General features: G+C 71.3%; 13 protein-coding genes and 1 riboswitch. Of the genes, 5 read left to right on the top strand and 8 right to left on the bottom strand.

Annotated features, from left to right (window positions below):
- The first annotated feature begins 73 nt into the window (after window positions 1–73).
- Window positions 74–1375, top strand: a complete 1302-nt coding sequence (gene glgC / locus CRP50_RS10135) for a glucose-1-phosphate adenylyltransferase (protein WP_097279047.1) — start codon at window positions 74–76, stop codon at window positions 1373–1375.
- 49 nt (window positions 1376–1424) lie between these two features.
- Here glgC and CRP50_RS10130 read toward each other — a convergent pair whose 3' ends face one another.
- Entirely contained in the window at window positions 1425–2717 is a 1293-nt protein-coding gene (locus CRP50_RS10130; RefSeq protein ID WP_245913428.1) for a DUF3422 family protein, read from the bottom strand.
- A 187-nt stretch (window positions 2718–2904) separates the two neighbouring features.
- Between CRP50_RS10130 and tldD the strand changes: the two genes are divergently transcribed.
- Window positions 2905–4338, top strand: a complete 1434-nt coding sequence (gene tldD, locus CRP50_RS10125) for a metalloprotease TldD (RefSeq protein ID WP_097279045.1) — start codon at window positions 2905–2907, stop codon at window positions 4336–4338.
- Between the two features lie 22 nt (window positions 4339–4360).
- Window positions 4361–6667: a PAS domain-containing protein gene (locus CRP50_RS10120; RefSeq protein WP_097279044.1), complete on the top strand. Its 2307-nt coding sequence runs from the start codon at window positions 4361–4363 to the stop codon at window positions 6665–6667.
- 9 nt (window positions 6668–6676) lie between these two features.
- Here the strand turns inward: CRP50_RS10120 and CRP50_RS10115 are convergent, their stop codons facing one another.
- Together CRP50_RS10115 and CRP50_RS10110 are read right to left on the bottom strand one after the other, a co-directional pair.
- Window positions 6677–7558, bottom strand: coding sequence for a LysR family transcriptional regulator (locus CRP50_RS10115; protein WP_097279043.1), 882 nt, complete (start codon window positions 7556–7558; stop codon window positions 6677–6679).
- Entirely contained in the window at window positions 7555–8565 is a 1011-nt protein-coding gene (locus CRP50_RS10110; protein ID WP_097279042.1) for a YeiH family protein, read from the bottom strand. The genes CRP50_RS10115 and CRP50_RS10110 overlap by 4 nt, the downstream gene beginning before the upstream one ends.
- 212 nt (window positions 8566–8777) lie before the next feature.
- Between CRP50_RS10110 and CRP50_RS10105 the strand changes: the two genes are divergently transcribed.
- Both CRP50_RS10105 and CRP50_RS10100 read left to right on the top strand, forming a co-directional pair.
- The gene (locus tag CRP50_RS10105) at window positions 8778–9674 is read left to right on the top strand and encodes a branched-chain amino acid aminotransferase (RefSeq protein ID WP_097279368.1); all 897 of its coding nucleotides are present in this window, start codon (window positions 8778–8780) and stop codon (window positions 9672–9674) included.
- A 455-nt stretch (window positions 9675–10129) separates the two neighbouring features.
- Window positions 10130–10387, top strand: a complete 258-nt coding sequence (locus tag CRP50_RS10100) for a hypothetical protein (RefSeq protein WP_097279041.1) — start codon at window positions 10130–10132, stop codon at window positions 10385–10387.
- Between the two features lie 81 nt (window positions 10388–10468).
- Here the strand turns inward: CRP50_RS10100 and CRP50_RS10095 are convergent, their stop codons facing one another.
- From CRP50_RS10095 to CRP50_RS10075, 5 genes are all read right to left on the bottom strand, one after another.
- Entirely contained in the window at window positions 10469–10987 is a 519-nt protein-coding gene (locus CRP50_RS10095) for an OsmC family protein (RefSeq protein ID WP_097279040.1), read from the bottom strand.
- Between the two features lie 134 nt (window positions 10988–11121).
- Complete coding sequence (locus CRP50_RS10090) at window positions 11122–11895, bottom strand: ABC transporter ATP-binding protein (RefSeq protein WP_097279039.1); 774 nt, start codon at window positions 11893–11895, stop codon at window positions 11122–11124.
- 23 nt (window positions 11896–11918) lie between these two features.
- Entirely contained in the window at window positions 11919–12788 is an 870-nt protein-coding gene (locus tag CRP50_RS10085; RefSeq protein ID WP_245913427.1) for an ABC transporter permease, read from the bottom strand.
- 40 nt (window positions 12789–12828) lie between these two features.
- Window positions 12829–13818, bottom strand: coding sequence for an aliphatic sulfonate ABC transporter substrate-binding protein (locus CRP50_RS10080; protein ID WP_097279038.1), 990 nt, complete (start codon window positions 13816–13818; stop codon window positions 12829–12831).
- 127 nt (window positions 13819–13945) lie between these two features.
- Window positions 13946–14018, bottom strand: a riboswitch (SAM riboswitch).
- A gap of 144 nt (window positions 14019–14162) precedes the next feature.
- Complete coding sequence (locus CRP50_RS10075; protein ID WP_176525112.1) at window positions 14163–14696, bottom strand: HNH endonuclease; 534 nt, start codon at window positions 14694–14696, stop codon at window positions 14163–14165.
- Window positions 14697–14760: the final 64 nt, after the last annotated feature.

Genomic DNA, 14760 nt, shown 5'->3' with positions numbered 1-14760 from the left:
GGCCGGCGTGCCGCCACGGCCCTACCCGCCGTCCGGGCTATACCTTAAGCCCCCTCGCCACGACGGCTTCGGCATGGCACGCTGGCGCCTCCGGAAGGCAGAGGCGCGGGGAAAGAAGACTATGGAACTCAAGGTCCTGGGACTGGTGCTGGCGGGCGGCAAGGGCACGCGCCTCGCGCCCCTGACGGCGGAGCGGGCGAAGCCGGCGGTGCCCTTCGGCGGCAAATACCGCATCATCGACTTCGTGCTGAGCAACCTGCTCAATTCCGGCATCTACTCCATCTACGTGCTGATCCAGTTCCGCAGCCAGTCGCTGCTGCAGCACCTGCGCGACGGCTGGCAGTTCGGCGGCATGCTGCAGAGCCAGTTCATCATCCCGGTGCCCGCCCAGATGCGCACCCTCGGCGAGACCTGGTACAAGGGCACCGCCGACGCCGTCTTCCAGAACGCCAACCTGATCGAGCAGTCGCGCCCCGACGTGGTGGTGCTGTTCGGCGCCGACCACATCTACCGCATGGACGTGCGGCAGATGATCGCCTACCACCGCGAGAAGGGGGCCGGCGTCACCATCTCGGCCCTGCCGGTGGAGAAGAAGTTCGCCAAGGACTTCGGCGTCATCGAGGTGGACGACGACGGCCGCATCGTCGGCTTCCACGAAAAGAAGCCCGACGCCCCCACCATCCCCGGCCGCCCCGACATGGTGCTCGCCTCCATGGGCAACTACGTGTTCGAGGCCGACCTGCTGCTCGACCTGGTGGACAAGGACGCCGCCGACCCGGCCAGCGGCCACGACTTCGGCACCGACATCCTGCCGAACCTCATCGGCCGCGTGCCCATGTACGCCTACGATTACCAGACCAACCACATCGCCGGCGACCCCGAGGACAAGGTGCCGTACTGGCGCGACGTCGGCACGCTCGACGCCTATTACGAGGCCAACATGGACATGCGGGCCATCGACCCGCCGCTGAACCTCTACAACCGCCAATGGCCGCTGCGCACGGCGGGCTACAGCGATCCGCCGGCCAAGTTCGCCTTCGACGAGAACGCTCGCCGCGGCCAGGCCATCGACAGCATCCTGTGCGGCGGCTGCATCATCTCGGGCAGCACGGTGCGCCGCAGCGTGCTCGGCCGCTACGTGCGGGTGCACTCCTACGCGCTGGTGGAGGACTGCATCCTGTTCGACGACGTGGAGATCGGCCGCCGCAGCAAGATCCGCCGCGCCATCATCGAGAAGAATGTGAAGATCCCGCCCGACACGGTCATCGGCTACGACATCGAGGAAGACCGCAAGCGGTGGCAGGTGACGGAAAGCGGCCTCGTCGTCATCAAGGGCGAGCGCTCGCCGGTGCCCATCTCGTCCATCAGCGTCTAACCGGCGGAAGGGGCGCGCCGCCGGTGCGCCCCGCCACCACTCCGGCCCGTCACCCGTCGGTGTGCACCACCGCCTTGCGCAGGCGCCGCACGCCGACGAACACCAGCCCCAGCACCACCGGCAGCGCGGCCAGCACGGCCACTTCCGGCTTCACCGGCGACAGCCCCGCCTCCTTCAGCCCCTTGGCGAGGTAGCCGACGAGGCCGAGCAGGTAGTAACTGATGGCGACCACCGACAGGCCCTCCACCGTCTCCTGCAGGCGGAGCTGCAGTTCGGCGCGGGTGTTCATGCTGCGCAAGAGGTCGCGGTTGTTCTCGTTCAGGCCGATGTCGACCCGCGTGCGCAGCATGTCGCCGGCGCGCGTCAGGCGCTTGGACAGGGCCTCCATGCGGGCGCCGACGTATTCGCAGGTGCGCATGGCCGGCGCCAGGCGGCGGGCGAGGAACTCGGCCACCGTCTGCAGGCCCTCCAGCCGTTCCTCCCGCAGGTCGTCCACCGCCCGCTGCACGATGGCGTGGTAGGCGCGCGAGGCCGACAAGCGGTAGCTGAGCCCCGACAGCAGGCGCTCGTTCTCGGCGGCGAGGCCGGTCAGGCGCGACAGCAGCCGGCGGTCGCGGCCGGCGTCGCCGTCGTCTTCGGCGAGATGCGCCATGGCCGCCGTCACGCCCTGCTCGATGGCGGTCAGCCGCGGTGCCGTCGCCTGGGCGGGCGACAGGGCGAGCAGCGCCATGGAGCGGTAGGTCTCGATCTCCAGCACCCGCTGCAGGGTGCGGCCGGCGAGGCCGGGGCTCATGGCCTCGTCGACGATCAGGGCATGGCCGCAGCCGTCGGCGCCCAGCAGGAAGTCGGTGAACACGGCCCCCGACCCTCCGCCGACCCGGCTGCCGAGGATGCGCCCGTCGAACAGGCCGGCGATCTCCTCCACCGTGCGCGGGCGCGGGTCGACGACCACGTGCATGGCGACCAGCAGCTGCCCGGGCAGGCGGGCGAGCCAGTCCTCCGGCACCCGTTCCAGCGCCGGATGGTCGAAGGGGCGGCTGGCGTCCACCGGCCCCGGCACCAGGAAGGTCCAGGTGGAGAATTCCGTGTGCCGCTCCCACCGCAGCCGGAAGGGGCCGAGGTCGAGCGACAGGTAGACCGTGTCCGCCGCCGGCGCGCCGCGGCCGAAGCGCTTGAACAGGTCGCCGATGAGGGCGGTTTCCGTGCCCGGCGCCAACTCGCCCGTCACCATGGCGATGTGCGACACGCGCCACGGTCCCCCGAGGGACTCGTAGGGGCGGGCGTGGACCTCCCCGGCGACGGCGGCGCGGAGCGGATGCTGGGGCAGAGGAGGTAGAGGCACGGGCGAGACCTTCGGACTGGAGAAGTCCTGTTTACCCGCTCCCGCGGCCCGGGCAAACTGCCCTGACGGGTGGTGACAGCCGATGGCTGCCGCCCCACATGAAAGGAACTCTGCGGCGGCGGGTGATCTTTCATAGTTCAGTCCTGTGCCGCCGCACCCTGACACCTTGCCCTGCCGGGAGTACGACATGGCCGATATCGCCGTTACCGAGGACCTTTTCTTCACCCGCGCCGGGCTGGACAAGGACCGCACCCTGTCGACCGTGCGGCAGGCCCTGGACGGCTGCGACGACGGCGAACTGTTCCTCGAATATCGCCAGTCGGAGAGCATCAGTTTCGACGACGGCCGCGTGAAGTCCGCCAGCTTCGATACCCAGCAGGGTTTCGGCCTGCGCGCCGTCTCGGGCGAGACCACCGGCTTCGCCCATGCCAGCCTGCTCGACGACGCGGCCGTGTCGCGCGCCGCCGACACCGTGAAGGCGGTGCGCCGCGGCAGCGGCGGCGTCATGGCCGAGCCGCCGGCCGGCACCAACACCGCCCTCTACACCGACGCCAACCCGCTGCCGCTGGTGCCCTTTGAAGAGAAAGTGCGCGTGCTGAAGGAGATGGACGCCTACGCCCGCGGCAAGGACCCGCGCGTGGTGCAGGTGATGGCGTCGCTGACCGGCTCGTGGCAGGCCGTCCACATCGTGCGCGCCGACGGCGTCATGGCCGCCGACATCCGGCCGCTGGTGCGCCTCAACGTGTCGGTCATGGTCAGCCAGGGCGACCGCATGGAGACCGGCAGCCACGGCATGGGCGGGCGCGTCACCTACGACGGTCTGGTCGCCGAGGACGCCTGGAAGGCGGCGGTGGACGAGGCGCTGCGGCAGGCGCTGGTGAACCTCGACTCCATCGACGCCCCGGCCGGCGAGATGACCGTGGTGCTCGGCCCGGGCTGGCCCGGCGTGCTGCTGCACGAAGCGGTCGGCCACGGCCTGGAGGGCGACTTCAACCGCAAGAAGACCTCGGCCTTCTCCGACAAGATGGGCCAGCGCGTCGCCGCGCCGGGCGTCACCGTGGTCGACGACGGCACGCTGCCCGACCGTCGCGGCTCGCTGACCATCGACGACGAGGGCACGCCGTCGGGCCGCACCGTGCTCATCGAGGACGGCATCCTCACGGGCTACATCTTCGACCGCATGAATGCGCGCCTCATGGGCGCCAAGCCGACCGGCAACGGCCGCCGCCAGTCCTACGCCCACAGCCCGCTGCCGCGCATGACCAACACCTACATGGAAGGCGGCGGCGCCAACCCCGCCGACATGATCGCGTCGGTGAAGAAGGGCCTCTATGCCGTCAACTTCGGCGGCGGGCAGGTGGACATCGTGTCGGGCAAGTTCGTGTTCTCGGCGTCGGAGGCCTACCTGATCGAGAACGGCCGCATCGGGGCGCCGGTCAAGGGCGCGACCCTCATCGGCAACGGACCGGACGTGCTGACCAAGGTCAAGGCCATCGGCAACGACATGGGGCTGGATCCCGGTATCGGCACCTGCGGCAAGGACGGCCAGGGCGTGCCCTGCGGCGTCGGCCAGCCGACCCTGCTCGTCGAACCGCTGACGGTCGGCGGCACCAGCGTCTGACGGGCGACAGGATGGGCGGAGAATGACCGACGGATCACCGGACGACACCTCCGCCCACCTCGCCGCCGCGCTGCTCGACAGCGCGCCGGACTGCGTTCTCGAAGTCACGCCCGACCTCACCATCCGCTACGTCAACGCCACCGCCCACCATCTGGGCGTGGCCCCGGGCGGGCGGCTCGGCGACACGCTGACCGGCCCGTTGTGGGACGAGGTGGCAGCCCTCTGCCGCCGTGTCCTGTCCGGCGGCGAGGCCGGCGTCGCCGACCTGCTCCACCCCGTGGAACACACGCCGCTGTCGGTGCGCGCCTTCCCGTGCCGGACCGGGGTCGGCCTGTTCATGCGCTCCCTCGGCCCCAACGACCCGCCCTCGGCCGAGCACCGGCGCAAGATGGCCGAGGCGCAGCTCGAAGCGCTGTTCGCCAATGCGCCGGCGGGCTTCTCCTTCTTCGACCGCGACCTGCGCTTCGTGCGCGTCAACCCGTGGCTGGCCGACATCAACGGCCTGCCCATCGCCGACCACATCGGCCGCACCAAGCGCGAGTTGCTGCCCGAGCTGGTGGACAAGATCGCGCCGGTCATCAAGCAAGTCTTCGCCACCGGGCAGGGCGTGCCGCTGACCGAGATGCACGGTCGCACGGCGGCCCAGCCCGGCGTCGACCGCGACTGGATGGTCGGCTTCTTCCCCGTGATCGTCGACGGCGAGGTGGTCTACGTCGGCTGCGTCGTGACCGAAATCACCGCCCTGCGCGCCGCCGAGCGCGAACGGGGGGAACTGGCCGAGACCCTGGAGCGCGAGCGCCGCCTGCTGCGCACCGCCATGGAGCACCTGCCCATCGGCGTGGTGGTGGCGCAAGGCCCCGACGGGCGCATCGTCCTGCGCAACGACGAGGCGGAGCGTCTGCTCGGCCACCCGCTCACCGAAATGGCGGTGGCCATGGTGGAGCCGCAGATCCTGGGCGGCATCCACGCCGATGGCCGGCCCTTCGAGGCCGCCGACTACCCGCTCTACCAGTCCCTGCGCGACGGCGACACGGTGCACGGCGCCGAGATCGCCTATCGCCGCGGCGACGGGCGGGTGACCACCTTTTCGGTCAATGCCGCGCCCATCCAGGGCGGCGCCGGCCGCCCGTCGCTGGCGGTGGCGGCCTTCCACGACATTTCCCACCGCAAGGCCATGGAAGACGCCCTGCGCCGCGCCAAGGAGGAAGCGGAGCGGGCCGACCTCGCCAAGTCGCGCTTCCTCGCCGCCGCCAGCCACGATCTGCGCCAGCCCATCCAGTCGCTGTTCTTCTTCGCCGAGGCCCTGCGCAGCCATCTCGACGGGTCGGAGGGCGAGGCCAAGCTCGCCCACCTGCACCGCGGGCTCGACGCCCTGAAGGGCCTGCTCGACAGCCTGCTCGACGTCTCGCGCCTGGACGCCAACATGGTCGAGCCGCAGATCACGGTGTTCGACCTCGACGACCTGTTCGACGAGGTGGAGGCCGCCTATGCCACCATCGCCCGCGACAAGGGGCTGACCCTCACCGTCGCGCGCGGCTGCGGGCTGGTGCGCAGCGACCGCACCCTGCTCGGGCGCATCGTCCGCAATCTGGTGGAAAACGCCCTGCGCTACACGGCAGAGGGCAGCATCACCGTCGAGTGCGGCCCGAGCGGCGAGGAGCGGCTGCGCATCGCCGTGGCCGACACCGGCATCGGCATCCCGCCGGAACACATCGGCCGCATCTGGGAGGAGTTCCACCAGGTCGGCAATCCGGAACGGGCGCGCGAACGGGGCCTCGGCCTCGGGCTCGCCATCGTGCGCCGCCTGTCGACCCTGCTCGACCATCCGGTGACGGTGGAGAGCCGCGCCGGCGCAGGGTCGCGCTTCTCCGTCGACGTGCCGGTGGTGGCCCCCGCCGACGTCGACCCGGCCGGACCGGCGGAGGAGCCGGCGGCGGCCCCCGACGCCGCCGCGGGACGAGACCGCCTCGCGCTGGTGGTCGACGACGACGCCATCGTGCTCATGGGCATCGAGGCGCTGTTGCAGGATTGGGGGTTCCGCGTCGTCACCGCCGATTCGGGCGACGCGGCGCTGGCGCAGCTGGAAGCGCTCGGCACCGCGCCCGACCTGGTCATCGCCGATTACCGCCTGCGCGCCGGCGAGGTCGGCACCGCCACCATGCGGCGCATCTTCGCTCGCTGGGGCGCGCGGCCGGCCGTCATCCTGACCGGCGAGACCAGCGTCGACTGTCAGGCGGAGGTCGCGGCCCTCGGCGTCGGGCTGGTCCACAAGCCGGTGACGCCGCGCCAGCTGCGGGATGCCATCGACCGCCAGTCCGCCGGCCGCTGATCCGCCGGCTCAATTGCCCGTGACCAGCGCCGCCAGGGCCAGGGCGGCGCGGCTGCGGTGGCGGTCGCGGTGGCGCAGCAGGTGGAAGGCGCGGTCGGGCAGGGCGATCTCCGCCCGGCACAGCAGGCCCGCCTCCAGCGACCCGGCGGCGACCGAGGCCGACAGGGCGGTGGCGCCGGCGCCCGCTTCCACCGCCGCCCGTACCGCCTCGTTGGACGGCAGCTCCAGCGCCACCGGCAGGGCGGCGGGGTCGAGCCCGAAGCCGACCAGATCGCGCTCGAACTCCGACCGCGTGCCGGAGCCGCTCTCGCGCAGCACCCAGGGGCTGGCGGGCAGGTCCGCCGGGTCGAGCGGGCGGCCGTCGGCCCAGGGGTGGTCGGGGGCGACGACGACGATCAGGCGGTCGCGCGCCACCTCCACCCGATCCAGCACCGGATGCTCCACCGCCCCTTCGACGAAGCCGACGTCGGCCTCGCCGGCCGCCACTGCCGCCGCCACCTGGGCGGTGTTGCCGATGGTCAGGCGGATGTCGAGGCCGGGATGGCGGCGGCGCAGGGCCACCAGGTGGCGCGGCAGCCAGTAGCCGGCGATGGTCTGGCTGGCCTGCACCGTCAGTCGGCCGCGCGCCAGGGTGCCGAGGTCGTCGAGCACTGCCTGGGCCGCCGCGGCGCGGGCGAGCACGGCGCGCGCCTCCTCCACGAAGACGCGGCCTTCCTCGCTCAGGCGGATGCCGCGTCCGACGCGGTGGAACAGCACCACGTCGTGGCGTCCTTCCAGGGCCGCCAGGGCGGCGCTCGCCGCCGACTGGGTGATGCCGAGGCGGGCGGCGGCGCGGGTGACGTGTTCTTCCTCGGCCACGGCGACGAAGATGCGCAGCTGTTCCAGCGTCATGCCGCGCCCCCGATGGTGAGCGCCAGCGCGATGCCGACGGCGGTGAGGCCGGCGAGGCTGAGGGTGACGGCGAGGCTCAGGCGGGCGCCGGCGCGGGCGACGGTGCGCACGTCCACGCCGAGGCCGAGGGCGGCCATGGCGATCACCGTCAGTCCGCCGGACAGCCGCGTCATCCCCTCCGCCACCGGCCCCGGCAGCAGGCCCGCCGAATTGGCGGCCATGAGCGCCACGAAGCCGACGATGAACCACGGCACCAGCCGCGTCAGCGGCGGGCGCGCGCCGCCCCGCCGGCCGTGCGCCAGCGACACCGCCACCACCACCGGCCCCAGCATGAGCACGCGCACCAGCTTCACCAGCGTGCCGACCTGGATGCTGACGGGGCCGAGCGGCGCCGCCGCCGCCAGCACCTGCGGCACGGCGTAGACGGTCAGGCCGGCCAGCGTGCCGTACTGCAGGGCGGTCATGTCGAAGGCGCCGGCCGCCAGCGGCAGCAGCAGCACCACGGCGACGCCGAGCACGGCGGTGAAGGCGATGGACGACGCCACTTCGCGGCTGTCGGCGCCGATCACCGGCGCCACGGCGGCGATGGCCGAATTGCCGCAGATGGAATTGCCGCAGGCCACCAGCAGCGCCAGCCGCGGCGCGATGCCGAGCAGCCGGCACAGACCGTAGCTGCCGGCGATGGCGACCACCACCAGCACGGCGACGGCCCCCACCAGCGCCGGCCCGACCTCGGCCAGCGTCGCCGTGCTGACGGCGGCGCCGAGCAGCAGCACCGCCACCTCCAGCAGCACGCGGCCGGAGAAGTCGATGCCCGGCAGCCACCGCGAAGACGGGCTCCAGGCGGTGCGCAGGGCGGTGCCGAGCAGGATGGCGAGCACCAGCGGTTCCAGCCAGGCCTGGCCGAACAGGCGCACCTCGGCGGCGGCCAGCCCTTCGGCGGCGGCGGCGACGGCGAGACAGAGGAGGAGGCCCGGCAGCAGCGGGCGAAGGCGATGGTTGAGCATGCCGCGAGCATGGCAGGCGGCGGATCATCGGTCCATGCGGTTGTTCGGCTCGAACCAACAAGTAAAAATGATCGGTTTCCGCGCCTGCTCCGCTTGCCGCTCATGCCGGCCCTGCGCCTGCGGAATGGGTCAGGGTTATTGACGTTAATGCGGCATCTGTTACTCTCAACCCCGTTAACGCGAAACATTCGTTCACGGGCAGAGGCAAGATGATGACTTTCATTCCCTTCGACGCACGCGACGGCCTGATCTGGATGGACGGCGAGATGGTTCCCTGGCGCGACGCCAAGGTGCACGTCCTCACCCATGCGCTGCACTACGCCTCGGCGGTGTTCGAGGGCTCGCGGGCCTACGGTGGCCGGGTCTTCCGCATGACCGACCACAACGTCCGCCTGCACCGCTCGGCGGAGCTGCTGGGCTTCTCGCTGCCCTATTCGGTGGAGACGCTGGACGCCGCGACGCAGGAAACGGTGGCGGCCTCGGGCGGCGGCGACCTCTACCTGCGGCACCTGGCGTGGCGCGGGTCGGAGATGATGGGCGTGGCGGCGCAGAAGAACCGCATCCACGTCGCCATCGCCGCCTGGGAGTGGCCGAGCTACTTCAAGCCCGAGGAACGCATGGCCGGCATCCGCCTCATGTGGGCGCCGTGGCGCCGCCCGGCGCCGGAAACCGCGCCGTCGGCTTCCAAGGCGGCGGGCCTCTACATGATCTGCACGCTGTCCAAGCACCAGGCGGAGAACGAGGGTTGGCACGATGCGCTGATGCTCGACTACAAGGGCCGGCTCGCCGAAGCGACGGGCGCCAACCTGTTCCTGGTCATCGACGGCGAGCTGCACACGCCGGTGCCCGAGTGCATCCTCGACGGCATCACCCGCCGTACGGTGATGGATCTGGCCCGCCGCGCCGGCATCACCGTGGTCGAGCGCGAGCTGTGGCCCGAGGACCTCGACCGCGCGCAGGAGGTGTTCCTCACCGGCTCCGCGGCGGAAGTGACCCCCGTCGGGCAGATTGCCGACCGCCGCTACACGCCGGGGGCGGTGACCCGCCTCCTGATGGACGCCTACTCCGCCGCCGTCCGCGCGCCTGCGTGGGAGCCGGCGGTGGCGTGAGGCGCTGCCGTGGCGGCTGCCGTCGTGCACGCCGTGGATGGCCGGGTCGGAGCCCGGCCATGACACCGGGGGGGGCGGTGCAGGGGCTCGGATGCCGCTGGGGTGGTATCTGTTCGGCTCCTGCCGTCCGTCCCCCAATGTCATGGCCGGACTTGATCCGGCCATCCACGGCTCCCCTGTCGGCGACCGTGGAGGACGTCGCCGACGGCCGCCGTCGGTGACCGGGTCGGAGCCCGGCCATGACAAGGGGGAGAGGGCAGAGCAGGCGGATGCGGGCTCCCTGGCGCGGCCGAAAGCACGCCGCCACCGTACCCACCCGGGCGGGCAGGTATACGGCGCATCAACCATGGTGGATGCAGGGGCATACCTTTTACAGGCGGGCGGTTACCTCTGCACAGGCGAGGCCGGCGCCGGGGTCTGGCATGATCCTCTCATCGCCAGAGGGAGAGACCGCCATGACCACCGCCGCCGCCCGTTCCGACGCCCTGCTCGCTTCCGCCCGCGCCAGCCGCGCCGCTGCGGAAAAGTTCCGCACCGAAGTCGAGCGCCTGAAGGGCGTGTCCTTCGAGGGGTCGCTGGCGGCCGTCGCCGAATTCCGCCTGATGGCGCGCGACCTCATGGCCGGCAGCTCCGCGCTCGCCGCCCGCGCCAATGCGCAGGCGACCGTCAACGCCCGGCTGGGCGTCGTTCCGCAGCTCGCCGCCGCGGAATGATCCTCGGCCGGTCCCACGGATCCGGGACCGGCCCGTTTCGACTCACTCTCTCGTTCTCTGACTCCAACGGCCGGCGCCTTCTCAGGCGGCGGCCGTCTTCTTGACGTCCACCGTCACCGGCGGCGGGGCGGTCAGGGTCTTGAACACGACGCAGTAGCGCTCGGTCAGCTTGAGCAGGCTGTCGATGCGCTCCTGCGGCTCGGGCGTGTCGATCTCGAAGGTCAGGCGGATGTCGCGGAAGCCGACCGGCGCGTCCTTGGCGACGCCGAGGGTGCCGCGGAAGTCCAGGTCGCCCTCCACCTTCACCTTCCCGCCGCGCAGGTCGAAATCGAGCGCCGTGGCGACCGCCTTCAGGGTGACGCCGGCGCAGGCGGCCAGCGCCTCCAGCAGCATGTCGCCGGAACACGCCTGGGTGCCGGGGCCGCCGGTGGCCGGGTGCAGGCCGGCTTCCACCAGGGCGCGGCCGGTGTCGATCTTGCAGGCGATGCCGTCGCCCGACAGGTCGCCTTCGGCGTGCAGGGTGACGACGGCCTTTTCCGGGTCGGTTTTGTAGGCGTCTTTCAGCGGGGTCTGCAGGGCGCGCAGGTCATCGGATTTCATGGTGGGGACGTCTCCTCGGTCTTGGACGGCGCGACCGCGCCGCGCGGCCATTGCCGCGGGAGCCAAGCGCGCGACGCGCGCGCCCGGCGCTTGAGGGCAAAGCATTGATCGGCTCCGATCAATGCGAAACAGACTCAAATCGCCGCGGCCGGGTTCGTGGCCTCGCCGGCGTCGGCATCCTGGAAACTGCGGTCCAGTTCCTTCAGCAGATGCTGCTTCAGGCGCTGGAAGTCGAGTCCCGTGCGCTCGCGCGGGCGGGCGAGGCCGGGGCGGACCTCGGTGCGTACGCGGCCGGGGCGCGGCTGCATCACCACTACCCGATCGGCCAGGAACAACGCTTCCTCGATGTCGTGGGTGACCAGGATCATGGTCGGCTGGTACCAGCCCCACAGCTCCAGCAGGTGGTCCTGCAGGTCATGGCGGGTGAAGGCGTCCAGCGCCGAGAACGGCTCGTCGAGCAGCAGCACCTCGGGCCGCGTCACCAGGGCGCGGGCGAGGGCCGCGCGCTGGGCCATGCCGCCCGACAGCTCGCGCGGCCAGGCGCCGGCGAAGGCTGCGATGCCGACCCGCTCCAGCGCGTCGCCGGCCAGGCGCTTCTGCCCCGCCTTGGGCAGGTGGGCAAGGCCGAAGGCGACGTTCTCGGCGATGGTGAGCCACGGCATCAGGCGCGGTTCCTGGAACACCAGGCCGACCTCCGGGCGCGGCGCGGTGATGGGTTCGCCGTTCAGCCGCACGGCCCCGCGACTCGGCGCCTCCAGCCCGGCGATGAGGCGCAGCAGCGTGCTCTTGCCGCAGCCCGAGCCGCCGACGATGGCCAGGATCTCGCCCGGCGCCACCGACAGCGAGACGGTGTCGAGCGCCAGCGTGCCGTTGCCGTAGCGCTTGGTGAGGGTGGTGATGTCGAGCATGGCAAGGGGGCTCCGCGATCCGCTCAGCGGCGGCTGTTGCCGAGGGAATCCTGCCAGCGCAGGAACGGCCGGGTGGCGCCGGCCAGCAGGCCGTCGGTGATCTTGCCGAGCACGGCGAAGGTGACGATGCTGGCCAGGATGATGGTCGGGTTGCCGGTCATCTGCCCATCGGTGAGCAGGAAGCCGAGGCCCTTGCTGGCGCCCATGAACTCGGCGGCGACCACGAACATCCAGCCGAGGCCGAGGCCGCTGCGCAGGGCCACCACATAGCTCGGCAGGGTCGCCGGCAGCAGCACCCGGCGCACCAGCTGGAAGGCCGACAGGCGGTAGATGCGCCCCACCTCCACCAGCTTGCGGTCGACGTCGAGGATGGCGGCGGCGGTGGACAGGTAGACGGGGAAGAAAACGCCGACGGCGATGAGCGTCACCTTGCTGGTCTCGAAGATGCCGAACCACAGGATGAACAGCGGCACCCAGGCGATGGACGGAATGGCGCGCAACGCCTGCAGCATGGGATCGAGCAGGGCGCGGGCGAGGCCGAAGGTGCCCGTCACCGCCCCCAGCACCGTGCCGGCCAGCGTGCCGAACAGGAAGCCGAGGCCCACCCGCCACAGGGTGATGGCGACATGCTCGAACAACTCGCCCGCCGCCGCCAGCTCCCACAGGGTGGCGAGCACCGCCGACGGCGGCGGCAGCAGGCGCCCGTCGTAGAGGCCGCCGGCGACGGCGGCCTCCAGGGCGAGGGCGAGCGCCGCCGGCACCACGAACCCGAGCAGGCGGCGGGCATGGCGGGCCGGGCGGCCGGCGGCGGGCGCCGCCGCTCCGGCCGAAGCCGGAGCGGTGGACACCGGTTGCGCGAGGGCGGCGGCGGAAGCGGTCGGCGATCCGGTCACGCGATCCTCCTGTGGCTGGCGGCTGCGGCGCGGGGCCGGCTCAGTTGGTGGGCAGGCCGGCGGTGAACGACGGGTCGAGCAGGTCGGCGACGGCCGCCGGCACGTCCACCTCCGGCTTGATGATCCCACCCTTCTGCAGGGCGAGGCCGGCCGCCTCGATGGTCTTGCCCTGGGCGTCGCCGATGGCCGGCTGGCTCAGGTCGGTGCGCTCGATCTGCTTGGCGGCGACGTGGTCCGGCGTGCGGGCGGCCTTGGAAATGATCTGCACCAGTTCCGCCGGGTTGGCGCGCGCCCACTCCCGGGCCCGCTCGTAGACGGCGATGACGCGCTTGATGGTCTCCGGATGCTCGGCGATGACTTCCTCGCGGGCCAGCAGGGTGCCCCAGGTGTTGAAGTCGGCGTTGCGGTAGAACAGGCGCGAGCCGGCATCCAGCTCCGACGCCGCCATCATGGGGTCGAGCCCGGCCCAGGCGTCGACGTCGCCGTTCTCCAGCGCGAGGCGGCCGTCCTGGTGCTGCAGCAGGACGAGTTCCACGTCCTTGTCGGTCAGGCCGCCCTCGGCCAGCGCGCGGGTCAGGAAGATGTGCGGGTCGGTGCCGCGGGTGACGGCGATGCGCTTGCCCTTCAGGTCGGCGATGGACTGGATGGCGCTGTCCTTGGCCGTGACCAGCGCCGTCCATTCCGGCTTGGAATAGGCGTAGACCACCTTCACCGGGTTGCCGTTGATGCGGCCGAGCAGGGCGGCGGCGCCGGCCGTCGAGCCGAGGTCGATGGAGCCGGAATTGAGGAACTCCAGCGCCTTGTTGGACCCGAGCGACAGCACCCAGCGCACCGACGTGCCGTCCTTGGCGAACTCGTCCTCGAGCCAGCCCTTCTCCTTCAGGACCAGCGAGACCGGGTTGTAGTAGGCGTAGTCGATGCGCAGCTCTTCCAGCTTTTCGGCGGCGGCGGCATCGGTCACGGCGGCGAAGGGGGCGGCGGCCAGCAGCAGGGCGGCGGCGACGGACTTGAGGACGGTACGGCGGAACATGGGCAAACCTCTCCCGTTGCGGCCCGCGGGTGTCTTGCGCGGGCCGGTGGTGGCGGACTCGACGGTGGAGGCGGTGAGTTCTCGCGCGGCGGAGCACGAAAAAACCCGCCGCAGCCTGTTGCGCTGGGCGGGTGTGCCCACGCTTTAGCTGCATTTGTAACGCGCCCGCAAGCTGTGCTCAAATCGGCGCGATGGATGTACGGTAGATGTGCGCAGAACCGATGTCAAATTGTTTTGTTGCACATATATCTAGTGTGGTTCCGTAGCGTCCGTAAGGGCCGCGGAGGCGCCGATCGCCCGCGCCGGAAACGAAAACACCGCCCCGGAGCCCCCGGCGGCGGTGGTCAGTCTTCCAGTTCGGTGTCCCAGTAGAGGAAGTCGCGCCAGCTTTCGTGCAGGTAGTTGGGCGGGAAGCGGCGGCCGATGTCCTGCAGCTGGAAGGTGTTGGGCTGGTAGGGCCGGCGGATCAGCGGCATGCCGGCGGCATCGGGGAGCTTGTTGCCCTTGCGCAGGTTGCAGCTGCCGCAGGCGGTGACCACGTTTAGCCAGCTGGTGCGCCCGCCCTTGCTGCGCGGGATGACGTGGTCGAAGGTCAGGTCGTGGGTGGGGAAACGGCAGCCGCAGTATTGGCAGGTGAAGCGGTCGCGGAGGAAGACGTTGAACCGGGTGAAGGCCGGCCTTCGGTGGGTCGGTGCGTATTCCTTCAGGGCGATGACGCTCGGCAATCGGAACTCGAAGCGGGGCGAGTGGATGATGGCGTCCTCGTATTCCGACACCACGCTCACCCGGCCGAGGAACACGGCCTTCACCGCCTCCTGCCACGGCCACAGCGACAGGGGGAAGTAGCTCAGCGGACGGAAGTCCGCGTTCAGCACCAAGGCCGGACTCTTGTCCAAAATCGCGTTCAAGGTCTACCCCGCTGTTCCGGTGGCCAGACACAAG

The organism is Caenispirillum bisanense, from assembly GCF_900230255.1.
Classification (GTDB): domain Bacteria; phylum Pseudomonadota; class Alphaproteobacteria; order Rhodospirillales; family Rhodospirillaceae; genus Caenispirillum; species Caenispirillum bisanense_A.
Note: the sequence above shows the minus strand (reverse complement) of the source record. Positions and strands in the feature narration are given on the sequence as shown.